Origin of the sequence: Pseudoalteromonas sp. P1-8 (assembly GCF_001399985.1) — a bacterium.
In the GTDB taxonomy this organism is placed as follows: Bacteria; Pseudomonadota; Gammaproteobacteria; order Enterobacterales; family Alteromonadaceae; genus Pseudoalteromonas.
On sequence record NZ_LJSO01000004.1, the window covers coordinates 212,253 to 236,065 of the forward strand.

Below are 23,813 nucleotides of genomic sequence, written 5' to 3' on the forward strand. Positions count from 1 at the left end.
AATTTTACTCTTCGCATTTAGCTGCACCAACTCAAAGCCATTGAGATTGTTAATTTTTATTTTGGGTCCAGCAATTGCTATGAGATATGAAAGAATTATTGTGATTTACGGCTAAAGGAAAATTGAATGAAACCAGAAACCCGAACTAAGCTCTTCAGCGCTATTAAAAAGAAGACCTTCTTGGGCGTATTATTAGCCATGAGCGCAGGTCATAGTTACGCAGTTGAAGACCCAGAGCAGCCAAAAGCAACTGAAACAGAACAAACAGCCGCTGAGGTTCAAGCAACCGAAAATGAAAAACAGCAAGTAGAGGATACTGCTGCTGTTGAGCTTAAGCCTGCAATGATCACGATTCCAGAAGAAAAGCTATTTGAAGTTATCACTGCACGTGCGAAAAAATTAGCCTCTGAGCCGTATGTAGCGCCTAAAGAGTTAGAGCTTGAAGCATTAACTAATATTGGTTATCAGGACTACCGTGCGATTCGTTTTCGTACTGAGCAAGCAATTTGGAAAGATCAAAGCCTGTATGAAGTGCAGTTATTCCACCCTGGCTTTTTATATCGCTCACCAGTTGCAATCAATACTCTTGAGCAAAATGCCGAAGTAAAAAGTTTACCTTTTAAAACAGATTACTATCGTTACGATGCAACTGCTGCCCCGTTAGAGCAAGAGATCAGCACCGCTATTGCCAATACACAACTTGGCCATGCAGGTTTTCGTTTGCATTTTCCACTGAACAACAACCAGTACAAAGACGAAGTAGCTGTGTTCCAAGGTGCTTCGTATTTTCGTTTAGTTGGCCCGCATCAAGTATATGGTCTGTCAGCTCGAGGTCTTGCAGTTGATACAGCACTGAGCTCAGGCGAAGAATTTCCTGTTTTCAAAGAGTTCTGGTTAGTAAAACCTGCACCCGAAGATACTACCATCGTGCTTTATGCATTATTAGATAGCCCTTCAGTGTCGGGAGCCTATCGTTTTGAACTAACACCTTCTACTAACACAGAAGTAAAAACCGAGATGCAAATTTTTGCCCGTAAAGACATTAAAAAGCTCGGCATAGCCCCGCTAACAAGTATGTTTTACCACGGTGAAAATAGTACTAAGTTTTTTGATGATTACCGCCCTGAAGTACATGATTCTGATGGCCTATTAATGCAATCAGAACAAGGTCAATGGATTTGGCGTGCACTGAATAACCCAAAAAAATTAAGTGTCACTTCGTTTAGCTACGAGAACCCTAAAGGCTTTGGCCTTGCACAGCGAGACCGAGACTTTAATAACTACCTTGATACCGAAGCGCATTATCACAACCGTCCGAGCATGTGGATTGAGCCAGTGGGTAATTGGGGTAAAGGGCGTGTTGAGTTAGTAGAAATCCCTACAGATACCGAAACCAACGACAATATTGTTAGCTATTGGGTGCCAGAGCAGCCTATGAAAGCTGGTGACAGCTTAAGCTTTAGTTACAAGCTGTCGACTTTCAATGCCACGCTTGCAACTCAAGATAAAGCGAGTGTGTTAAGAACCCGAATTGGTAGTGCAGCATTACCTGGTGAAGACAATCCACCACCAAAAAGCCACCGCCAATTTACCGTTGATTTTAGTGGCGAAACCATTAATCAACTATCAGCTAATTTTGCCATGCAGGCGGATCTTACACTCTCTGCTGGGCAAATAAGCGATAAAACGGTACAGCAGTTACCAAACAATCAAGGATGGCGCGTAGCATTTAAAGTGGCGCCAGAGGGAGATAAGCCTGTTGATATGCGCTTATCGTTAAAACTACGTGATAAAGAAATCAGCGAGGTATGGAGCTATGTCTGGTATCCAAACGACGTCCAATAGTAAAGCATTAAAGGCAACAGCAATGCCATTTAAGAAGACCCGCGCTTGGCTTTTTTCAAGCCTAGCGCTTACCATTACCGCCTATGGCGTGTGGATCATGTTCGATATTTTAAATTCTAACGGTATGACACCGCTTGAGTACGCTTTACTGGCATTATTTACAGTTACCTTCGCGTGGATTGTTACAGCCTTTTGTAGTGGCTGTATGGGCTTCATCCTGCAATTATTTCGTATTGACCCGTTGACCTTAAAACGTCAAAAGCCAATCGAGATTAATCAGCATGCCTTGAGCCAAACTAAAACAGCCATTGTTATGCCTATCTACAACGAAGATACAGAGCGTGTCATCGCCGGTTTTGAAGTAAGTTTACGCTCGCTGGCTAAAACAGGGCAAATGCCGCATTACGACTTTTACTTGCTAAGTGATACGCAAGACCCTGAAATTGCACGTAATGAACTTAAAGCGTGGAATGCACTTACTGAGCGCTTAGGTGATTTAGCAAAGCATACTTTTTATCGTCGCCGTGAAGATAATAAACACCGTAAAGTGGGTAACTTAACTGATTTTTGTGAACGTTGGGGCAGCCAGTACGATCACATGATTGTGCTTGATGCCGATAGCATTATGACGGGTCAATGTATGCTTGAACTGACTTCTAGCATGATCAGCAATCCAAAATCAGGCTTGATCCAGACGATCCCGATTCCGGTTCGCCAAGACACGTTTTTTGGCCGCTTTTTACAGTTTGCATCAATTTTATATAGCCCAATGCTGGCAACTGGTTCTGCTTTTTGGCAAACAAACCAAGCAAACTACTGGGGCCACAATGCGATTATTCGCGTTGAAGCATTCACAAAGTGCTGCGGCCTACCTGTTCTAAAAGGTAATGCCCCATTTGGTGGTGAGATCTTAAGTCATGACTTTGTAGAAGCTTCTCTGCTACACCGCAGTGGTTGGGATGTGTTACTGCTCAGCGATGTTGAAGGCAGTTACGAAGAAGTACCAAGTAACATTCTCGATTACGCGATTCGTGATAGACGCTGGGTGCAAGGTAATATCCAGCATTTAGGTTTACTGCCTAAATCAGGTCTTAAGCTAATGAGTAAAATGCACTTTTTATTTGGAGCCACAGCGTATATTTCATCGTTGATTTGGTTATCGATGCTGGCATTAAGTACCTTAGATGCAGTAACTCGTGCACTTAATAGCGACGTGTACTTTAACCATGCTTATCAACTTTTCCCAACCTGGCAAATTGCTAAAACGGATTTAATTGATTCGTTGTTATTTATTACAGCTGTATTGTTGTTACTGCCTAAATTAATGGGCGTAATTGTGACTTTAGTGCATCGTAATAACGCCTTTGGCGGTACGATGAAGTTAATTGCCGGTTCACTCATCGAAACTATTTTTGCGATTGTGATTGCCCCTTTAATGATGGTTTTTCATAGCTACTTTGTAGTGTGCGTATTTTTAGGCAAAAAAGTTAGCTGGGATGCACAACCTCGCGAAGGCAGAATGGTACCGTGGAAAGAAGCGATTGGTTATACGTTATTTTCGACTATTACCGCGATTATCTGGGGCTCGGTTGCTTACTATTACACACCGACCTTCTTTTGGTGGTTATCACCTATTTTAGTAGGCCTTATTTTAGCAGCGCCAATTGTACGCTATTCAAGCAGCATCGGCTTAGGAGTGAAAATGCGTAAAATGGGTTTATTTTTATGTCCAAGTGAAGTTGAAAACGATGATACCTTAGCGGCACTTCGTGTACATCAACAAGAAATTGGCTTGCCAAAAGATGAACACGCTGACTTTAATGTACCAGCATTACCCAATGAATACCCAACGGTAATGCCTATTCAAAGCTTTAAGGCACCCTCGGGTAAAAAGCGCAAGCAAGTACGTATTGCTCAGCAACGTATTAAAGCCAAGTTCTTTGCCAAAAGCTAAACGAAAAAAAACCGCTCAATGAGCGGTTTTTTCATATATGTCTGTATGGTTGTTACAGAAGGCCTAGCTTTTTAAGTTCAGCCATTGCCATTTTACCTGAAAGTGGCACATAACCATCTTTCTCAACAATTTTTTGACCGTCTACAGAAAGAACCATTTTTAAGAACTCTGCATCGATTGGTGAAAGCGGCTTGTTAGGGTGCTTGTTCACATAAACGTATAAGAAACGAGATAGTGGGTATTTACCTGTTGCTACGTTTTCTAATGTTGCATCAACAAAGTTATCGCCTTTCTTAGAAAGTGGAACTGTGCGTACACCTGATGTTTTATAACCGATACCTGAGTAACCAATCGCGTTCACTGAAGAAGAGATTGACTGTACTACAGATGCAGAACCAGGTTGTTCGTTTACGTTGTTACGGAAGTCACCTTTACAAAGTGCTTTCTTCTTGAAGTAACCGTAAGTACCTGATACTGAGTTACGACCGTAAAGCTGGATATCTTTTGCAGCCCAATCACCCTCAAGACCTACTTCGCTCCAACGGTTAACTTGTTCACTTGCACCACATTTACGTGTAGAAGAGAAAATCGCATCAACTTGGTCAATACGTAAACCTTTGATTGGGTTATCTTTGTGTACGAATACAGCTAGAGCATCGATTGCAACGCGAACTTCAGTTGGCTTGTAGCCATAACGCTTTTCGAATGCTTCAATTTCTTTTGACTTCATACGACGGCTCATTGGGCCGAAGTTTGCTGTACCTTCAGTTAATGCTGGAGGAGCAGTTGAAGAACCCGCTGCTTGGATTTGAATGTTTACGTTTGGATAGAAGCGTTTGTACTCTTCTGCCCAGAACGTCATCATGTTTGCAAGAGTGTCAGAACCAACAGATGAAAAGTTACCAGAGATACCACTTGTTTTAGTGTACTCAGGCATATCTTTATCAACTGCAGCTGCTTGTGCTGATACAAATGTTGTTACAGCCACACCCATTGCGGCAACGAGATTTTTGAATTTCATAGGGGTTACTCCGATTTGTTCGTCCCATTTCCTAACTGCGGTCTACTCTAATGACACTAGATGACAGTTAGATTACCCTTAAATGACATTTTTATGACTTTGCGGTTTTTTTGGTATTACCTGCAATACGCACGACTTTTTCGCTACCAAATGCAAACGCAAAGGTCGAGCCTTGTCCTAATTTACTGCTGATATCTAAACGACTATCATGCCTTGTAAGTACATGTTTTGTAATAGCTAAACCTAATCCAGACCCACCTGTCGTACGGCTACGCGCTTTATCTACACGATAAAAACGCTCGGTTAAACGGTTAATATGCTCTGCGGCAATACCATCACCATTATCGGTCACACTAAATGCGGCTTGGTTATTTTTAAGCTGCCAATCAACTACAATCTTGCCACTAGGCTTGGTGTAATGGATGGCGTTAAACACAAGATTAGAAAAGGCACTACGTAATTCATCTTCGGCCCCTTTAATGTCTAAGCTCGCATCAACATTAAAAATAAGCTCATGGCCTTTATCTTGGTTTAATGACTGTGCTTCGGTTTGAATATAGGTAAGTAGCTGCGGTACATTGACAGGCTTATCGTTATCTTGACGACGTGCCCCTTCAATACGCGACAAAGACAGTAATTGATTGACCAAGCTATCCATACGCTTACATTGCTCAAGCATGGTTGTTTGCGCTTTTTGCCACATTGCAGGAGGTGGTAAGCTATCTGAATCAAGCATCTCTAAGTAACCGGTTACCACAGTAAGCGGTGTTCTCAGCTCATGAGAAACATTGGCCACAAAGTCTTTACGCATCTGCTCAAGTTGCTTTAAGCGAGTAACATCACGCACCACCATCATCAACTGTGAACTTGCATAGGGCATAACACGAAACTCTAAGGTTTGATCGTAGCTGTGGCCACCATCAAGCTCGAGCGGTTCATCGAAACAAGCTTTATGCATGTACTTTGCAAACTTAGGATCGCGAATAAGATTATCTAAGCGTTGCCCATGATCAGTAGGCCACTGTAAACCTAAAACCTTTAAAGCCAATTGGTTACACCAAATAATGCTTAGGTCTTTTTGTAATACAACCACCGCATCAGGCACAGCTTCGGCGCCATCACGAAAACGGCGTATTAAGTCTGCCAATTCATTGCGTTTTTTACGGTTGCGGTGTTGTAAATGATAGATCCCTTCAAAGACTTGCTCCCACGCTCCCTCCCCTTCGGGTGGGTTAAAACTACGTTGATTAAGGAGCCAATCGCTGAGGCGATATAATTGATGATAATGCCAAATTAAAAGTGCAAAAGAGCCTAAAAATAAAAGCAAAAAAGGCGCACCTACAAGTACGCCAACTAATAACAAGGGTAAGAAATACATAAACAGGCGTTTTGCTAACGCCTGTTTATTCACTACTCGATACATACACTCACTTTACCTTAAGTATGTAAATTAGCTTGTTAAGGTCATTGCCATGACACTTATAATTTACTTGAAAAACGATAGCCTGCACCGCGAACGGTTTGCACTAAACGGTCATGCCCTAATGGTGCAATCGCTTTACGTAGACGGCGAATATGTACATCAACAGTACGGTCTTCTACATATACATTTGTTCCCCATACATGATCAAGTAATTGTTCACGACTGTAAACACGTTCAGGATGTGTCATGAAGAAATGTAGTAATCTAAATTCAGTAGGCCCCATATCTAATTCACTACCTTCTGATGTTACACGGTGTGAGATTGGGTCAAGGCGTAAGCCATGAACTTCAATGGCTTCTTCTAATGAGGTTGGTGAAACACGGCGAATAACCGCTTTAATGCGCGCCATTAATTCTTTAGGAGAAAATGGTTTGGTTACGTAATCATCAGCACCTACTTCAAGGCCGCGTACTTTGTCTTCTTCTTCACCGCGAGCAGTCAGCATAATGATAGGGATCTGACGAGTATATTCGTTTTGCTTAAATTTCTTAGCAATTTGAATACCGCTACCACCAGGTAACATCCAATCTAATAAAACCATATCTGGGTATGGTTCAACCATAGCTTCAATCGCAGAGTCATAATCTTCTGCTTCAATTGCTTGAAAACCATTTTGCTCTAAAACAAAAACCAGCATCTCTCTGATAGGCGCTTCGTCATCGACGACTAGTACTTTACGTGACATTCCAATTTATCTCTTTCGTTAGCGAACTGGTTTCATTATTATGACTAAGTATGACATTTTTATGAAAGTCTAACGAGTAATTGAAAAAGCGCAAAAAAATCAAAGCAAAAATAGCCATTTTTTACGCTTAAATAGTAAATTTTGGATTAAAAGTCATACCTTAAAGTGACTGCAAGATGATCTTCATCAGCATTATTATCTAGTGAAAATTGCGTATACCACATGTACATACGCGCTTGTTTTGACAGGCTTCGTTCAACCCCAACAGAAGTACCGCTACCCGAATCTTTCAATTTACCAAAGCTGCCATCAGTATCTTGATATTGCGCCAGCAACTTATATTTATCTATTTTGTAAGATGCGCTCACTAAAAACCCATCTTCTTTGTCAGAACCTGTGATTTTTTCGCTTTGTTGATACATACCGCCTAGGGTTAAATCGCCTAATTTGCCTTGCGCCGTAAACCGTGTTGTATCATAACCGGCTACTTTACTGTCGTGGGCAACACTTACAAAGTAAGGCGCTTTTTTAAATTTACTATCACCATACATAAATGCCGTAGAAACACCGGTTTCTTTATCTTGTTTGGAGTTATCTTCAGCAATATAGGTGACCACAAATTGCATATTGCCAACAATTGGCGAACTGTAATGAACTACATCACCAAGGCGATTTTCACCATTAAATAAGGCTTTAACATCACCATTAAAGTCGTTCATTAAATCAATTTTACCCTGCGATACTTTTAACGCCGTATCGTGACGACCAAGCACTACCTGCCCATAGCTGCCTTGTAGACCAACATATTGATTACGCGCGGTAATATTCTCTTCAGTTTTACCATCGCTATCTTGATCTGCCGCATTTACTGCAAATTCAAACTTATATACGGCTTTTAACCCATCGCTTATTTCACCGCTGCCTTTGATCCCCATACGAGAGTTATAGCTCTCAATAGACGTTTCGCTGCCATCGCCAGTGTCGCTATTAGCAACCCCTAAATGGGCCCGACCATACACATCTACAGCTTCGGCAGCACTATGAAAAGAAATAAAGCACATTGCAAAGCTCGACAACATCATGGCAGGTTTATTCATGGTAGCGATCCTCAATTTAAGCAATAACTTAAAAATCGAACATAAAGGGCTTTTGGTCAAGGCGAGGAGGAGATATTTCACATAAAAATCACGGATCACTGATCTACCAACTTAATCAGATCAGGATCAGGTTTTTACTAAGAAGATCAACTTCAGATCAGTTTTTTACTTAGAGAATAAGATAACTTGTTGATTTAATGTTAAGACGCTCAGCATTTCGTTTAAAAGATGAGCAAAGAAAAGCCTGTGATCAGTATACAACTAGTAAAATAATGATCCGTGAAAGCGAAGGTTAGTAAAACAGTGATCCTGAAAAGCACGAGTAGGTATTTCGCTGATCCGCCTTGATCTAACTATTAATACCTATTTGAATGTAATAAAAAACCGGCATAAAGCCGGCTTTTTCAACTTATTATCAATTACTTGATTTGTGGATCAAGTTCACCCGATAAGTATTTAAGGTGCATATCATCTAAAGAGATAGGCTTGATCTTACCAGCTTGACCCGCAGTACCAAAGGCTTCGTAACGAGCAACACAGATCTCAGTCATTGCTTTCGTTGCTTCTGCTAAGTATTTACGTGGATCAAAGTTAGCTGGGTTTAAAGCTAAGTGACGACGAATTGCACCTGTTGATGCTAAACGAAGATCGGTATCGATATTTACTTTACGAACACCGTACTTAATACCTTCGATGATCTGCTCTACAGGCACACCATACGTTTCAGGGATTTCGCCACCGTATTGGTTAATCACTTCTAGCCACTCTTGTGGCACAGAAGAAGAACCATGCATTACTAAGTGTGTGTTAGGAATACGCGCGTGGATTTCTTTAATACGATCAATCGCTAAGATATCGTCTGTTGGTGGACGAGTAAATTTGTACGCGCCATGTGATGTACCACAAGCGATAGCAAGTGCATCAACCTTAGTTTTACTAACGAAATCAGCGGCTTCTTCAGGATCTGTTAGCATTTGATCAGTAGACAATTTACCTTCAGCACCAACGCCGTCTTCTTCACCTGCTTCACCTGTTTCCAGTGAACCTAAAACACCTAACTCGCCTTCAACAGACACACCACAAGCATGTGCCATTTCAACTGTTTGACGTGTTACATCAACATTGTATTCGTAGCTTGAAGGGGTTTTACCATCAGACATTAATGAGCCATCCATCATAACTGACGAAAAGCCTAACTGGATTGAGCGCTGACATACACCTGGTGAAGTACCGTGGTCTTGGTGCATTACAACTGGAATATGAGGCCATTCTTCAACGGCTGCTAAAATCATATGACGAATAAAAGGGGCACCAGCATAGGCACGTGCGCCTGCTGAACCTTGTACAATTACCGGGCTGTTTGTTTTGTCAGCCGCTTCCATAATTGCACGCATTTGCTCTTGGTTATTAACGTTAAACGCAGGTACGCCGTAACCATTTTCAGCTGCATGATCAAGAAGTTGTCGCATACTGATTAAAGCCATTTGGTATTCTCCAAATTGTATCGACAGTAGTTTCCTACTATCTAGTTTGAACGGATAAGTTATTTTTTTGATGCATCACTGCATCACGAAAAGCTCGCGCCTACCGTAACAGCTGTAAATAAAACGAGGGTGAGAGGTATTTTATTAACAGCTAAACCAGCGTAATTACCTAATAACTACGCTGGCAAACGCACTAATTACTTAGCACGTTCTTCAAGCATAGCAACTGCTGGTAATTTTTTCCCTTCTAAAAATTCAAGGAAAGCACCACCACCGGTTGAAATGTAAGAAACTTTATCGGCAATGCCGTATTTATCAATCGCTGCAAGCGTATCACCGCCACCAGCAATCGAGAATGCACTTGAGTTAGCAATCGCATCAGCAATAGCACGTGTGCCGTTACCAAATTGGTCAAATTCAAATACACCAACTGGACCGTTCCATACAACAGTGCCTGCATTAGCAATGATTTTTGCTAGTTGGTTTGCTGTATCAGGACCAATATCGAAGATCATGTCTTCGTCTGTTACTTCATTCACATCTTTTAATGTTGCCACTGCAGATTCTGAGAACTCATTACCTACAACAACATCAGTTGGTACCGGTATTTCACCGTTATTAGCTTTTGCCGCAGCACTTAATTTGTTTGCTTCATCAATTAAATCAGCTTCAAATAAAGATTTACCTACTGGGTGACCTGCCGCTGCGATGAAGGTATTAGCGATACCACCACCCGTTACAAGTTGATCAACCACTTTAGAAAGTGAATCAAGTACAGTTAACTTAGTCGATACTTTAGAGCCACCAACGATAGCAACTAAAGGACGAGCTGGGTTATCAAGCGCTTTACCTAGTGCGTCTAGCTCCGCAGCAAGCAGTGGACCTGCACATGCAACATCAGCAAATAAACCCACACCGTGAGTCGATGCTTGTGCACGGTGAGCCGTACCAAATGCGTCCATTACGTAAACATCACATAATGCAGCTAGTTTTTTAGACAGTGCTTCGTCGTTTTTCTTTTCGCCAGCGTTAAAACGTACGTTTTCGAAAACAACCACTTCGTTATCAGCAACGTCTACGCCTTCTAGGTAGTCTTTTTCAAGACGAACTGTTTGCTCAAGGGCATCATTTAAATAATTAACCACAGGGGCAAGCGAAAACGCTTCATCATATTCCCCTTCCGTAGGGCGGCCAAGGTGTGACATCACCATTACTTTAGCGCCTTTTTCTAACGCTAATTTGATAGTTGGTAATGCTGCACGAATACGTGCATCAGAGGTCACTTTACCTTCTTTTACAGGCACATTTAAATCTTCACGAATTAACACGCGTTTGCCGTTTAAATCTAAATCTGCCATTTTAATGACCGACATGGACTTCTCCTTAGTTAACGATACTAATATTATATTTATAAATTATTGGCTTACAGCCATCATCGCACGCGCAGTGTCGAGCATACGATTCGCAAAGCCCCACTCATTATCGCACCACACTAACAACTTTATCAGTCGTTTATGACTAACACGTGTCTGAGTGCCATCTATGATACAAGAATGTGGGTCATGATTAAAATCTACCGATACCAATGGCTCTTCTGTATAGCTTAAAATACCGTCAAGGCGGTCTTTTGCAGCTAACTTAAGTGCTTGATTGACAGTCGCTAAATTCACATCGGTATTCACTGTTACACTTAAATCCATCGCCGTCACATTGATAGTTGGTACCCTAACAGCAATGGCTTCAAAGCGACTATGAAACTTAGGCAAAATACGCTCAATACCACGAGCAAGCTTTGTATCCACCGGAATAATAGACTGGCTTGCAGCGCGAGTACGACGTAAATCATGATGATACGCATCAATCACTTGCTGATCATGCATCGAGGCATGAATCGTTGTAATAGCCCCAGATTCAATCGAAAATGCGTCATCCAGCACTTTAATTACTGGAACAATACAGTTTGTGGTACATGAACCGTTTGAAACAATCGTATGTTCAGCTTTTAGCTCATCATCGTTAATACCATACACAATTGTGGCATCAACATCAGCATCTGCAGGCTGTGAAAACAATACTTTTTTTGCACCAGCAGCCAAGTGTAGTTCTGCATGTTCACGAGAGTGATACACCCCAGTACATTCAAGAACCACATCAACATCAAGAGTTTGCCAAGGTAGTTCTGCAGGGTTTTCTTCTGCAAATAAGGCTATAGAGTCGTTAGCAACCGTTAAAGTATCTTCGCCAAGATTAACAGGGAATGAAAAGCGGCCGTGAGATGTATCGTATTTAAGGAGATGGGCAATGCCCTTAGGGTCGGCTAATTCGTTAATAGCGACAATTTTGATTTGATCTTCAAGCCCTGATTCATACAGTGCACGGACGATATTGCGCCCGATTCGACCAAAACCATTAATTGCAAGTTTGATTGCCATGAAGAAGAAAATCCACTCTATTTGCTTGCAGATAAAGGCAACTGCCTTTTAGATGGCGGTATTGTAATCGACCTTACACATTTTTATAAGAGGGCAAGGTAAATAAAACTACTTTAACAACCCTAGATGGCTCAATTTTGGTAATCGACCTTTGAAGTTTTTATAAGAGGTCAGCCAAAATAAAAATTGCTTAGTATGTTTTAGATGGCGCAGTTTTGGTAATCGACCTTAGACATTTTTATAAGAGAGCAAGATAAATAAAACTGCGTTAGCAACCTCAATCTTACTTTTTTCCTTTATAGCCAGCGACGAACAGATTTTTTGTATTGCTGGTATGCTGAACCAAACTTCTCTGCCATAAACGTTTCTTCTGGCATAATTTGAAATCGATTCATATAGAGAATAAATACCGGCAGCATTATAAAACTCGCAATATTACCAAGATAAATTCCCCAACCAACTAGCATTAATAACATACCAACATACATTGGGTTACGGCTAAATTGATAAACACCACTTGTAACAAGGCTCGCCGACTTTTCTGGAATTCGAGGGTCAACAGTCGTACCTTGCTTACGAAATTGATAAACACCTAATAAAGCAAACACCACACCTAAAAATGCAATGAGTAGTGCTACAAAAGATGATGCGAAAAACGAGAAGCTAAAACTCGTAAACAACTCTGCTATGCCCCACATCATCAACGCAATGATCAGCAGCAGCGCGACTGGAGGAATTTTTAATTCTAACTGATTCACACAAGCTCCCCTACTTTCAATGCCTTACCACGACTAATTTGATGACACTGGGCTAAGAATAACTCGGCCGTTGCCATGGCATCAGTAAGGGCATGGTGCGAGCTGTAATACGGTAAGTTGTAGCGTTTACGGCATTCGCTAAGTGTTAAATCATCGTGGCCAATTTCGTGGCCTTGCTGGTGCAGGCGTTTTTTTTCAATAACAAAGGTATCAAGAATTAAACGCGCTTTTGCATCTAAGCCAAGCGTTCTGCAGGCCTGTTTTAAAAAACCCCAATCAAGTGCCGCGTTATGAAACACTAAAATGCACTCACCAAAATGCTGATGCAGCTTGCCAAGAATGGTTTCGAGGCTTTCACCTGTATCTATGTCTTGTTTTGCAATACCATGATAAATCGGACTTTGCTCTAAGCTTTGCACGTCTTTATTTATTAAGTGCTGTGCACCGCTGAGTTTAATGCATTGATCTTCTATCATCACCCACGCCACCGAGACAATTTCGTGCTGGCGAGGATCAAGGCCCGTTAATTCCATGTCTATCACTACGTAGCGCTCTTTATAGGCATCGGCTGCCAAGAGTTGCTTGCGCGCCAAATACCGACTTAACCAGCGTTTAACCATACCCTCTCCTATAAACTACCGCGAGCAAATTTAAATGCGGCGGCTTGCTGTGCCTGTTTAACCAAATAAAATGCTTCTTTTAATTGATGTCGCTCTAATGAATTCAAAGCATTTGGGTTAATACAGTTGCTAGGCAATCCTTCCTCGTTAATTTGCGTGCCTAAACGCAGTTGAGTTAAAAAACGCCAACAGTCTTTTAAGTTATACAAGTCATCTTTATTGAGTAGCGAAAATTTCATTAATGCATCAATACGCTCTTGCGTATTAGCGCGCTGAATACCCGCTTTGAGGGAATATAAACGCACGATGTCGTTGATGATCACCACACCGCGTTTTTTTAAGTCGAGATACTTATGCTGCTTTTCGTCTTTCTCTAATTTAAATTGATTAAACAAACCAATGGGCACTGGCGTATTTTTAATGTCGCTGGCCATAGCCGCATAGAATAAGTCGTTTTTAGAAATGCGTTTTAGCTGCTCACAAAAGCGCGCATATAAGGTAGTGGAACCTTCAATAAAACGTAGGTCAAAAAATATCTTACAATTGAGCATCGCCTCTGGTGTGGGTGAGGTGATCCACTTATGAAACTTTTCTGTCCATGCATTAATGCCCATACGGCACTGTGCATTGCTCGCCATAATATTGCCAGGGCAACGTTTTATACCGCACTCAATTAAATGCTCACAGACATACTCGCCCATGCGCTTAAAGTAATCGTGTTGTTCTTCTGTTAAATCATCAGGTAGCAACAGGCCATTATCTTGGTCAGAATGCAGTGTTTGCTCTTCCCTTGCTTGTGAACCAAAACAAATAAAACTAAAGCTGGTTGGTGCCGCGCCATTATCTTCTTGGAACAAACGGATCAAACGCGAAGTCAGTGCATCGGTTAAGCCACTTAATAATTTACCAATCAAGGAGATGTCATCAATATTGTTTGAAAAACCTTTTAATAAACCGGGTATCTCTTGCGAATAACGCTTTAAATCAACCACGCTGTGCGCTTTGTAAATTCGTCCAATCAATTGTACTGGGTCGCTTTTTTGCTGACGCAGCAAATCAGTACTGGTGAGCATACCTAGGGGTTTGTGATGTTCATCAAGCACAGGTAAATGGTGAATATTGTGCTTAAGCATTAAGTGTAGCGCCGAAAACACGCGGTTATTTTCAAAAATAAACTTGGGCTTACACGTCATGATGCTACTTACTGACTCTTGAGGGTCAACCTCATCGGCCAATACGCGGTTGCGTAAATCTCGGTCGGTGACAACCCCAACGAGGCGATCATGTTCCGTTAACATAATCGACGAAACACCCTGTTGTTTCATTTTTTTAGCGGTTTGACGAATACTTGCATCTGGTGCCAAGGTAACGGCTTTGCGATTCATCAATTCGCAAATTTTCTTCTCCGACCAACTGTCGTTTTGACTTTTATAATGAGACGACAATAAACGGTTTTTGTGGGCGCGAACAAAGTATTGCTCAAACACTTTATACTCTCGGCGTAAGTAATCAAATGCCGCTTGGTTTAGCATGTAAACAATGCCTTCCTTTTGCACTGAAATACTATTTTGAATCGCTTCGCCAGTTAACAGTGAAGGAAAACCAAAGTAATCGCCACTCGATAACTTAGTAATCACATCGCCTTTTGGGTCGACTAAATCATAATCGCCAGAGCGAATTAAAAATAATCTGAGATTATCTGAACTTAACCACTGATTTTGATTCTCACGGGTCAGATAAATAATATCGAGATGGTTTACAAAATACTCACTGGCAGCGCCATCAAGCTGATTAAATGGCGTTTGTTGCATCACAAATTGGGCGACTTCCTGTTGCTCGGTATTCATGGTCATTCTCGCTATAAAATAGAGACAATATCTACACTACCCCTGTTTGAAATAAATAAAAAGCCCGACTTAAGTCGGGCTTTTGAACTTCAAGAGTGTGTTCTTATAAAATGGTTTTATTAGTGCGCGTGTGCTGCACTCGAACCTTTAGGGTTACGGATACCTTCAACCATTTCTTGGATTTCAACTGGTGTTTCAGCCGTTAGTTTAAGTACGATAGCTGCAACTACAAAGTTAACAATCATACCAATAAGACCGATACCCTCAGGTGAAATACCAAATAACCAGTTTGCAGGTGCATTCAATTCAGGGCTTACGAACTTGAAGTAGATAATATAAGCCGCTGTGAATGTAATACCTGTCACCATACCCGCAATCGCACCTTCTTTATTCATCTTCTTAGAGAAGATACCCATAATGATAGCTGGGAAGAAGCTCGCCGCTGCTAAGCCGAAGGCGAAGGCAACAACCGAAGCCACGAACCCTGGCGGGTTAATACCAAAGTAAGCTGAAATCACAATCGCTATCATCGCAGCTAAGCGCGCTGCAAGTAGCTCTTGTTTGTCACTTATATCTGGTTTTAAGGTGCGTTTTAATAAGTCATGCGATACCGAGGTCGAGATCACCAATAGTAAGCCTGCTGTTGTTGATAGCGCTGCTGCGATACCACCTGCTGCTACTAATGCAATCACCCATGCAGGTAAGTCTGCAATCTCAGGGTTTGCAAGTACCATGATGTCGCGGTCAACTTTAACTTCGTTTGCGCTGTTTGGATCATCAATCTTACCTGCTGAGTAGAACATTTTGCCGTCACCATTTTTATCGTTAAAGGTGATTAGGCCTGTTCTTTCCCAGTTCTTAACCCATGCTGGTGCCTCTGCGTACTCTGTACCGCTACCGTCTTTACCGTTAATTGTATCAATCATGTTTACACGAGCGAATGACGCTACAGCAGGTGCTGTTGTATAAACGATTGCAATGAAAACAAGTGTCCATGCAGCTGAGATACGCGTGTCTTTAACACGTGGAACAGTGAAGAAACGAACGATTACGTGCGGTAAACCTGCAGTACCAACCATTAACGCGCCTGTGATTGCGAATACATCAATCATGCTCTTCGAGCCTTCGGTATACTGCGCAAAGCCAAGCTCGGTACTGAGCCCATCTAGTTTATCAAGTACAAACTGTCCTGAGCCATCGCTAAGGGTTGCACCGAAACCGGTTTGTGGGAAGAAGTGACCTGTCATCATCATTGAAATGAAGATTGCTGGAACAAGGTAAGCAAATACTAGTACACAGTACTGAGCTACTTGCGTATATGTAATCCCCTTCATACCGCCTAATACAGCGTAGAAGAATACAATCACCATACCAATGTAAACACCGGTCTCAATATCTACTTCTAAGAAGCGAGAGAAAACCACACCTACACCACGCATTTGACCTGCGATATATGTGAAACAGATAAAGATAGCACATAAAATTGCAACAACACGTGCAGCTTGTGAGTAATAACGGTCACCGATGAAATCAGGTACCGTGAACTTACCAAACTTACGTAGGTAAGGAGCTAAACAAAGTGCAAGTAGTACATAACCACCTGTCCAACCCATTAGATATACACCACCGTCATAGCCCGCAAACGAGATAATACCCGCCATTGAGATAAACGATGCCGCACTCATCCAGTCAGCAGCGGTTGCCATACCATTTGCTAGCGGCGGTACACCGCCCCCTGCAACATAGAATTCATTTGTTGACCCAGCACGAGCCCAGATTGCGATGCCGATATAAAGCGCAAAGCTTAAACCGACGATAATAAACGTGAGTGTTTGAACATCCATTGCTTAGCTCCTATTCGTCTACGCCGTATTTTTTATCTAACGTATTCATTTTGAAAACGTAAACAAAAATCAAAGCAACAAAGGTGTAAATAGCGCCTTGCTGGGAGAACCAGAAGCCGAGTTTAAACCCAAAGAAACGTATCTCGTTAAGTACGTCTACCAGTAAAATGCCGAAGCCAAATGACACGACAAACCAAATTGCTAATAATTTAAATAGCAGTGCGAGGTTTTCCGCCCAATAAGCTTTTGCTTGTTCTTCATCTTTAAAAGCCATTTTTTATCCCCTTATGCATTACAAGAAAGTAATGAGTGGTATTAGTTGTCATTAACTAAGTTAGCAAGGGTTCTGATTTATGGAATTGAGACCATAGTCGTAACAGCTAGTTTACGTTTACGTAAACTGCAAAACATCATTTGTTAACGAATGGTAAAAAACAATATTTAACAACAACTTAACCTACAAAGATAAATTTACGAAATAACGAAAATAGTAAAAACGAATGATCTGCGACATTAGTCTAATAAAGATACATAAAACAGTACTATTTATTAATTTTCAATAACTTGCATTTTATTAATTATTATTGCAAAAAATCTTGCCATCGAAATCGCGCATAATTCTGGTAAGGTAGTGTTATTACAATAATTACTGAATTTAAACATGACAGCTGCGCTTTTATTTGTTGCACTCGCCTATATTGGCGTGTTGTTTTGGTTGGCAAATTGGGGAGACAAAACCACTCCTCTTGCTAAAAGAATTAGTCACCACCCATTTGTTTATTCTTTTTCATTAGGGATTTACTGTACGTCTTGGACCTACTACGGTTCAGTTGGTACAGCAGCCACCAGCAGTTGGAATTACTTACCTATTTTAATTGGCCCTGCGTTGCTTTTTTTCTTTGGCCAAGGGTTTTTACGCAAATTAGTACTGGTCAGTAAAAAGCAAAATATCACGACCATCGCCGACTTTATTTCAGCTCGCTATGGTAAACGGCAAACCACCGCCATTATGGTGACAATTATCGCTTTATTGGCGACTATTCCGTATATCGCACTGCAATTAAAAGCACTGAGTAGCAGCTTCTTACTGCTACAAAACGACGATCGTATTTCGGGCTCTATGCTCGCCCTTTCGGCAACACTCATTATGGCGATGTTTGCGATATTTTTTGGTACTCGTAAAGTCGATGTAACCGAATATCGCTCAGGGCTTATGCTCGCTGTCGCCTTTGAATCTATGATTAAGTTATTAGCTTTAGTGGCCGTTGCGGGGCTTGCTTTATACACATTATTTAATTTAACTACGGTGCAAACCGAGCAGCTAACGGGCTCTATTTGGAAGCACTGGCAGAACTTCGACTTTTTTAGCTTTAACTTTATCGGCCAGTCATTAATGGCGGCAGCGGCGATTATCTGTTTACCAAGGCAGTTCCACGTGACTGTGGTCGATAACCAAGATAAACGCCACCTTTATACTGCCCGCTGGGCATTCCCCCTGTATTTGTTACTAACTGCTGCAATGATTTTCCCTATTGCAACGGCAGCTATACACCCAGGCATTGGCAGTGGCTTCTCACCAGATAGCTTTGTATTAGCCCTACCACTGATGCACGAAAACGCCTTTTTAACGACCTTTGTATTTATCGGGGGTCTATCAGCGGCTACAGCGATGATTGTTGTAGCCACACTCACGCTCAGCACTATGATTTCAAACGATGTAGTGTTGCCGCTAATGCTGCGTCGTAAGTTTAAACGTAACCTCATCACTAGCAGTTATAAGTCGCAAATCCTGTTAGTAAGACGCTTCACGATTGCCGGCATTTTGATTTTGTCGTATTTCTACCAGCAATGGTTTGGCCATGGTAAAGCATTGGCTAGTATGGGTTTAGTGGCCTTTTCTTTAGTGTCGCAATTACTTCCTGCGATTGTGGGTGGCCTATATTGGCGAAAAGGCCATGCTTATGGGGTTTATGCCGGATTATTAGCAGGCTTTATTTGCTGGGTTTTGTTCTTAATGCTGCCTATTTTAGATGCAGGCAATACCTTAAACGCAGAGCTGCAACAAACACTTATTACTCGTGGCACCCTAATCGCCTTATTTGCCAATATTGGCTGTTACATTAGTTTTTCGCTCGGTGCAGATGAGCGTTTAATTGATAAAATTCAAGCAGCTGCTTTTGTTAATCCAAAAGAGCAAGCGGTATTCGCCAGACGTTTAAATAAAAACGTAAAAGCCACTGTTTACGACTTTAAAGTACTGCTACAAACCTTCTTAGGTGTGCAGCGCTCGCAGCAAGTGCTGGCTCACTTTGCGTTGTCGCATAACTTAGATGACAACAACGCGCACCCAGAACCTGAGTTTATTGCTTATTGTGAGCGCGCCTTAACCGGTGTGCTTGGTGCCTCTTCAGCACAAGCGCTGATCCACACGGTTGCTTCTGGTAAACGTATGGCCTTTGAAGAAGTGGTTAACTTTTTTGATGAAACCACACAAGCCCTGCAATTTAATCAAAACTTATTATTTACCTCTCTCGAAAACCTCAGCCATGGTATTTCGGTTGTTGATAAAGAACTTAATTTAGTGGCATGGAATAAGCGCTACGCAGAGATGTTTGCCTACCCAGATGACTTTCTCGAAGTAGGCCAACCAATTGAAGATGTGCTTAGATACAATGCCGAACGCGGTGAATGTGGCCCCGGTGAAGTTGAACGCCATGTAGAAAAGCGCGTGCAGCATCTTAAAAACGGCTCGCCCCATCACTTTATTCGCCACCGCCGTAATGGCCAAGTGTTCGAAATGATAGGTAACCCACTGCCAGATGGCGGCTTTGTAACAAGTTTCTCTGATATTACCACGCATATCGAAACGCAAAATGCGCTTGAAGAAGTAAACATGGATCTTGAAAACCGCATTGAAGCGCGTACTCAAGAAATCCGTACTATCAATAAAGATTTACAAGCACAAATCGATAGCCGAGTACAAACTGAGCAAGCACTTACTTTAGCCAAAAAAGAGGCTGAGCAAGCTAATGACAGTAAAACGCGATTTTTAGCCTTGGCTAGCCACGATATTTTACAACCGCTGAATGCGGCGCGCTTATATCTTGCAGCTATTGATGATAAATCCCTTTCGAGCAACAACTTAAATAACTTTGAAAAGCTGGGTGCAAGCTTAGATTCAACGGTGCATTTGATGTCGGCGCTGTTAGAAATTGCCAAGCTCGAGCAAGGAGCAATGACCCCTACTCCGCGTCACTTTAGTATTGATGACATACTTGCCCCGCTGAAAAATGAATACGCCATTATGTCGAGCGAAAAAGGCTTAAAACTGACGGTACGTTCAAAGGGAGTTATCGTTCACAGTGATATCACTTATTTACGACGAATTATTCAAAATTTGGTGTCAAATGCGGTTAAATACACCGATAGTGGCCGAGTTTTAATTGCTTGTCGCAAACGCAAACACCATTTACGAATTGAAGTATGGGACACAGGCCCTGGCATTACAGAAGTAGAGCAAGCGAAAATCTTCAATGACTTTTACCGTATTGAAGCCGGTGATAACAAAGGGGTTGGCCTTGGCTTAGGAGTTGTAAAACGAATGGCCGACTTACTCTCTTTACGTTTAGATGTCAGTTCAACGCCTGGCAAAGGTAGCCGCTTTAGTATTGAAGTACCTTATGGTGAAAGCCAATTTATTCAACAAAAAGATACGCCTAAAAAAGGGGTTGAGAACCGCAGTGCGATGAACATTATTGCAGTGGATGATGACCCTGAAAACCTTAATGCCATGGCAAGCCTATTGCAAAAGTGGCAGGCAAATTATCAGCTCTTTGATCAAGTTGAAACCGTGATGGCCTATGCCAAAGAGCACCGAGCGCCCGATGTGATCTTAATGGATTACCAGCTGGGTCATGATTGCGATGGCATCACGCTTATTAAAACCCTAAGAGAAATTTGGCAAAGCCCAGTGCCTGCCATTTTAATCACAGCGGTGCGTGATGAAGCCCTTAAACAGCAAACCAAAGAAGAGCAAATTCATTACCTTAGTAAACCCGTTAAGCCCGCAAAACTCAAAGCTCTGCTTAACCACAGTACTTAACAATAGTGCTTAACCAACGTTTTTAACAACACCGATTTAAGGCAAAGCAGTAGGCTTTGCCTTAAATTTTTGGAACAACCAACTAAGCCCAACTAACGACAAGCCTAAGCCGATAAACGAAATAGCCCGCAGCAACCCGGTTAAGTTTGCCATATCAATCAAGAACACTTTTAACACCACCAGCGCCAATAAGCCAAGGCCGAGCTTTTGTAATACCGTAATGGTTCTTAACTGCCCCACCACAACCACCAAGGCACCGATAACAAGCCAAACTAAAGAATAACTGTAAAGCTCTGCATCTGAAGTTGGCAAAGCAATATTTATAAACTCGCCTTGCCAGTTATGGCGAATTTCCGCATTGATATATAAAACACTTATCACACCTGCAAGTGCTGTAAACAGCTTTTGTAAATAGTGCTGAGATTTAGTCAGTTGGCTTGCCCAAATTGCAATACAGGCGGGGACTAACCAAAGTAATAGTAACCAGTTAATAATCGGCCAACTGCCTATATTTATCGGCTCAAAAAACGGATTTACAGCAGTAAAGCTTTTCAGTATTAGTAAGCCACTCAGTGTTAATAACGCAAAACCTGCTACTTGATAGAGTTTTGCCAATTGCGCAGTAAAGCGTGAACGCAGTAAATAAACACAACCTAATATACCCCAGTTACAGGTTAATAAAATATGCTCATACACAGACAAGCTCTCAAAGTCTGGGTAGTGCCCCACCAACTGATAGCTCGTCTCTGTGGTAATAAATAAAGCAATGCAATGAAGCGTTGCACCTTCTAGCCACACCCGAACAGATTGCTGCTGCCAGTGCCTCGCTGCAAAGTAAAATAAGCAAGCGCATACTGGGTATACAACCAAACTCCAGTGCACACCGAGCAGCAACGCATCACTGTAATCAGTTGACCAAGGTGCAAAGCTTAACCTAACTAGTAAAGCGCCAACTAAGCCCTTAAGCGGCCAAGTAGGTATGCTGAGTGACTGTTTATTGACATAAAAACTGATCAACAACACTTGCGCAGCAAGCGCTAAGGTCAAGCTGCTGCCTTCAAGGAGCATGGTTAACGCTAAGCTAATATTGGCATTACCGCCAAGCCAGTAACTAAATACCCGCATCGGGTTAGTGCTATTGACTGATAGCTTAAATAACCAAGCAGACAGAGCCAATAATACAAAGCACCAAACCGGATACGCCGTCATCAAGGCATGATCGGGAGTGATAACATATAAGCAACTAATAATCACAAAACTTGAAAGTGAAGCGAGTAAAGCAAAACCTAAGCGTTTAGGGTATTTACGACCAAACAAAAACCCATAACCCGCGAACAAAGCAATAAAAAACAGCCCTGCTCCGTAATTTTGCCGAAATACAAAAAGCTGCTCAGAGTAATCAACAGCATTATGTTGCCCTGTAAGCAAACACACCACACTCACCACAGCTAGCATCAGCCAGTGATCCCATGCACTGTTTTTTAATACCAAAAGAAGCAGTAAAGCCACTAACGACAATATACTAAGCTGCCAAGTAAGCAGTTGGTTACTGCTCATGAGTAAAAGATAAAGTGGCAAGACAACAGCTATCAACAGAGGGTTGTCGGGCAGTTGCTTAAGTAGTGTTTTAAAGCGATGTGGACGGTATTCTATTTGTTTAATACTCAGCCCTAGGCGTGGAATCGCAATTAACAATACGATGCTAAATAGAGCATAAAGATTAATAAACCAATGCAGATTTTTAGCTGCACCCATTGCAACTAAGTAATACCAGCCTAAGTGACCTGCCCATAACAGATACCACAACCAATGCCGTTTTACGTAATGCGCGACTAGCGAAGCCGATACACTGACAAACGCAACATAGGTTAGCAGTGCTATAAAGTCATTACTCCCGTTATTGACCCAAACCGGCACGCTGTAGGCACCAATAACACCAATGACCGCAAGCACAGGACCAAAACGCAGTGCCATCCAGCTTGCTGCTACAGAAACTAAGGTTAAAATGCTAAATGCCGGTAAAGCTTGCAGTAAGCCATAATGGCTATAGGCCAGCAAGGTCAATGCAAAACAACTAATAAAACCACCACTTGCCAGCGCTGCGGGAATATAGTTGCTAAACCCATCAAAAATAATACCTTTACGATGTAAAACCTCAGCCGCAACAATTAAGCTCAAACCAAAAATAGCGCCAAGCGTGAGTCGCATGGTTTCGGATAATAAGCCTGCCTCCAGTGAATAGCGGGCTAAAAAGATACCGCCAAAGGCAAGTGCAACCGCTCCTACCCAAGTTAACCAATTAGCTTTGATTTGTGTAACGAGTTGGCTTATTAGCGGATTTAAAGTCGCAGGCTTGGGTTTTGTTTGCTCTGGCTTTTTAGGGATAGCCTCAATCGGCTTACTAATGATTACAGGCTCTGGTTCAAATTTTGCTGTGTCAGTCAGTTCGTCGTTTGAATTATCAAACTGATTTGCAGTATTTGCTTGTGGATTATGACTATATGTCGCGTTAAGTTTGACTCGAAGAGCAGCTACTTCTCGCTTTAAACTGGAGAGTTGAAAAAAGGCAAAAATACCCGCAATGGAGCCACCTACAACAACTAGTGCTAGTAATATTAGTAACGCAATACCGCCATCCAT

At 41.9% G+C, this 23,813-nt stretch carries 16 protein-coding genes; 3 read left to right on the forward strand and 13 right to left on the reverse strand.

The annotated features are described in order from the left end of the window. Window positions 1-126: 126 nt before the first annotated feature. Entirely contained in the window at window positions 127-1,845 is a 1,719-nt protein-coding gene (locus AN213_RS07875; protein WP_055021002.1) for a glucan biosynthesis protein, read from the forward strand. Then, a complete protein-coding gene (mdoH, locus tag AN213_RS07880; RefSeq protein WP_055198194.1) occupies window positions 1,817-3,799 on the forward strand; it encodes a glucans biosynthesis glucosyltransferase MdoH in 1,983 nt (660 codons plus the stop codon). Before AN213_RS07875 ends, mdoH begins: the two co-directional genes overlap by 29 nt. Window positions 3,800-3,851: 52 nt before the next feature. On the opposite strand, the gene AN213_RS07885 is transcribed toward mdoH, so the two are convergent. From AN213_RS07885 to AN213_RS07940, 12 genes are all read right to left on the reverse strand, one after another. Further along, entirely contained in the window at window positions 3,852-4,820 is a 969-nt protein-coding gene (locus AN213_RS07885) for a PstS family phosphate ABC transporter substrate-binding protein (protein ID WP_054560880.1), read from the reverse strand. A 91-nt stretch (window positions 4,821-4,911) separates the two neighbouring features. Next, window positions 4,912-6,243 (reverse strand): phosphate regulon sensor histidine kinase PhoR, encoded by a 1,332-nt coding sequence (phoR, locus tag AN213_RS07890; RefSeq protein ID WP_055021003.1) that lies wholly within the window; start codon window positions 6,241-6,243, stop codon window positions 4,912-4,914. 56 nt (window positions 6,244-6,299) lie between these two features. Next, on the reverse strand, window positions 6,300-6,989 hold the full coding sequence (phoB, locus tag AN213_RS07895) for a phosphate regulon transcriptional regulator PhoB (RefSeq protein ID WP_054551169.1): 690 nt from the start codon (window positions 6,987-6,989) through the stop codon (window positions 6,300-6,302). A gap of 146 nt (window positions 6,990-7,135) precedes the next feature. Continuing rightward, entirely contained in the window at window positions 7,136-8,086 is a 951-nt protein-coding gene (locus tag AN213_RS07900) for a porin (RefSeq protein ID WP_055198196.1), read from the reverse strand. 419 nt (window positions 8,087-8,505) lie between these two features. Continuing rightward, window positions 8,506-9,570 carry a class II fructose-bisphosphate aldolase gene (fba, locus tag AN213_RS07905; RefSeq protein WP_054560883.1) on the reverse strand — a complete coding sequence of 355 codons (1,065 nt, stop codon included), beginning with the start codon at window positions 9,568-9,570 and terminating at the stop codon, window positions 8,506-8,508. 197 nt (window positions 9,571-9,767) lie between these two features. Further along, window positions 9,768-10,943 (reverse strand): phosphoglycerate kinase, encoded by a 1,176-nt coding sequence (locus tag AN213_RS07910; RefSeq protein ID WP_054551165.1) that lies wholly within the window; start codon window positions 10,941-10,943, stop codon window positions 9,768-9,770. Between the two features lie 42 nt (window positions 10,944-10,985). Then, window positions 10,986-12,002, reverse strand: a complete 1,017-nt coding sequence (epd, locus tag AN213_RS07915) for an erythrose-4-phosphate dehydrogenase (RefSeq protein WP_054551164.1) — start codon at window positions 12,000-12,002, stop codon at window positions 10,986-10,988. A gap of 296 nt (window positions 12,003-12,298) precedes the next feature. After that, a complete protein-coding gene (locus AN213_RS07920) occupies window positions 12,299-12,760 on the reverse strand; it encodes an isoprenylcysteine carboxylmethyltransferase family protein (protein WP_055021004.1) in 462 nt (153 codons plus the stop codon). After that, the gene (locus tag AN213_RS07925) at window positions 12,757-13,380 is read right to left on the reverse strand and encodes a 3'-5' exonuclease (RefSeq protein ID WP_055021005.1); all 624 of its coding nucleotides are present in this window, start codon (window positions 13,378-13,380) and stop codon (window positions 12,757-12,759) included. The genes AN213_RS07920 and AN213_RS07925 overlap by 4 nt, the downstream gene beginning before the upstream one ends. 8 nt (window positions 13,381-13,388) lie before the next feature. Next, window positions 13,389-15,227 carry a DUF294 nucleotidyltransferase-like domain-containing protein gene (locus AN213_RS07930; protein WP_055198322.1) on the reverse strand — a complete coding sequence of 613 codons (1,839 nt, stop codon included), beginning with the start codon at window positions 15,225-15,227 and terminating at the stop codon, window positions 13,389-13,391. A gap of 119 nt (window positions 15,228-15,346) precedes the next feature. Next, window positions 15,347-17,071, reverse strand: a complete 1,725-nt coding sequence (locus AN213_RS07935) for a sodium:solute symporter family protein (protein WP_054560886.1) — start codon at window positions 17,069-17,071, stop codon at window positions 15,347-15,349. A gap of 10 nt (window positions 17,072-17,081) precedes the next feature. Then, entirely contained in the window at window positions 17,082-17,345 is a 264-nt protein-coding gene (locus tag AN213_RS07940; RefSeq protein WP_054551160.1) for a DUF4212 domain-containing protein, read from the reverse strand. 387 nt (window positions 17,346-17,732) lie between these two features. On the opposite strand from AN213_RS07940, the gene AN213_RS07945 reads away from it, so the two are divergent. Continuing rightward, a complete protein-coding gene (locus tag AN213_RS07945; RefSeq protein WP_055021006.1) occupies window positions 17,733-21,173 on the forward strand; it encodes a PAS-domain containing protein in 3,441 nt (1,146 codons plus the stop codon). A gap of 36 nt (window positions 21,174-21,209) precedes the next feature. On the opposite strand, the gene AN213_RS07950 is transcribed toward AN213_RS07945, so the two are convergent. Continuing rightward, a complete protein-coding gene (locus tag AN213_RS07950) occupies window positions 21,210-23,813 on the reverse strand; it encodes a DUF2339 domain-containing protein (RefSeq protein ID WP_055198197.1) in 2,604 nt (867 codons plus the stop codon).

What these genes read in the sequence shown, in the direction of transcription:
- fba (WP_054560883.1), bottom strand. Translation starts at nt 9,570, where the DNA reads ATGGCTTTAATCAGTATGCGACAACTTCTTGATCATGCAGCTGAAAAT.
- AN213_RS07950 (WP_055198197.1), bottom strand. Translation starts at nt 23,813, where the DNA reads ATGGATGGCGGTATTGCGTTACTAATATTACTAGCACTAGTTGTTGTA.
- mdoH (WP_055198194.1), top strand. Translation starts at nt 1,817, where the DNA reads ATGTCTGGTATCCAAACGACGTCCAATAGTAAAGCATTAAAGGCAACA.
- AN213_RS07875 (WP_055021002.1), top strand. Translation starts at nt 127, where the DNA reads ATGAAACCAGAAACCCGAACTAAGCTCTTCAGCGCTATTAAAAAGAAG.
- phoB (WP_054551169.1), bottom strand. Translation starts at nt 6,989, where the DNA reads ATGTCACGTAAAGTACTAGTCGTCGATGACGAAGCGCCTATCAGAGAG.
- AN213_RS07930 (WP_055198322.1), bottom strand. Translation starts at nt 15,227, where the DNA reads ATGAATACCGAGCAACAGGAAGTCGCCCAATTTGTGATGCAACAAACG.
- AN213_RS07900 (WP_055198196.1), bottom strand. Translation starts at nt 8,086, where the DNA reads ATGAATAAACCTGCCATGATGTTGTCGAGCTTTGCAATGTGCTTTATT.
- AN213_RS07910 (WP_054551165.1), bottom strand. Translation starts at nt 10,943, where the DNA reads ATGTCGGTCATTAAAATGGCAGATTTAGATTTAAACGGCAAACGCGTG.
- AN213_RS07885 (WP_054560880.1), bottom strand. Translation starts at nt 4,820, where the DNA reads ATGAAATTCAAAAATCTCGTTGCCGCAATGGGTGTGGCTGTAACAACA.
- AN213_RS07935 (WP_054560886.1), bottom strand. Translation starts at nt 17,071, where the DNA reads ATGGATGTTCAAACACTCACGTTTATTATCGTCGGTTTAAGCTTTGCG.
- AN213_RS07940 (WP_054551160.1), bottom strand. Translation starts at nt 17,345, where the DNA reads ATGGCTTTTAAAGATGAAGAACAAGCAAAAGCTTATTGGGCGGAAAAC.
- AN213_RS07945 (WP_055021006.1), top strand. Translation starts at nt 17,733, where the DNA reads ATGACAGCTGCGCTTTTATTTGTTGCACTCGCCTATATTGGCGTGTTG.
- AN213_RS07925 (WP_055021005.1), bottom strand. Translation starts at nt 13,380, where the DNA reads ATGGTTAAACGCTGGTTAAGTCGGTATTTGGCGCGCAAGCAACTCTTG.
- epd (WP_054551164.1), bottom strand. Translation starts at nt 12,002, where the DNA reads ATGGCAATCAAACTTGCAATTAATGGTTTTGGTCGAATCGGGCGCAAT.
- phoR (WP_055021003.1), bottom strand. Translation starts at nt 6,243, where the DNA reads ATGTATCGAGTAGTGAATAAACAGGCGTTAGCAAAACGCCTGTTTATG.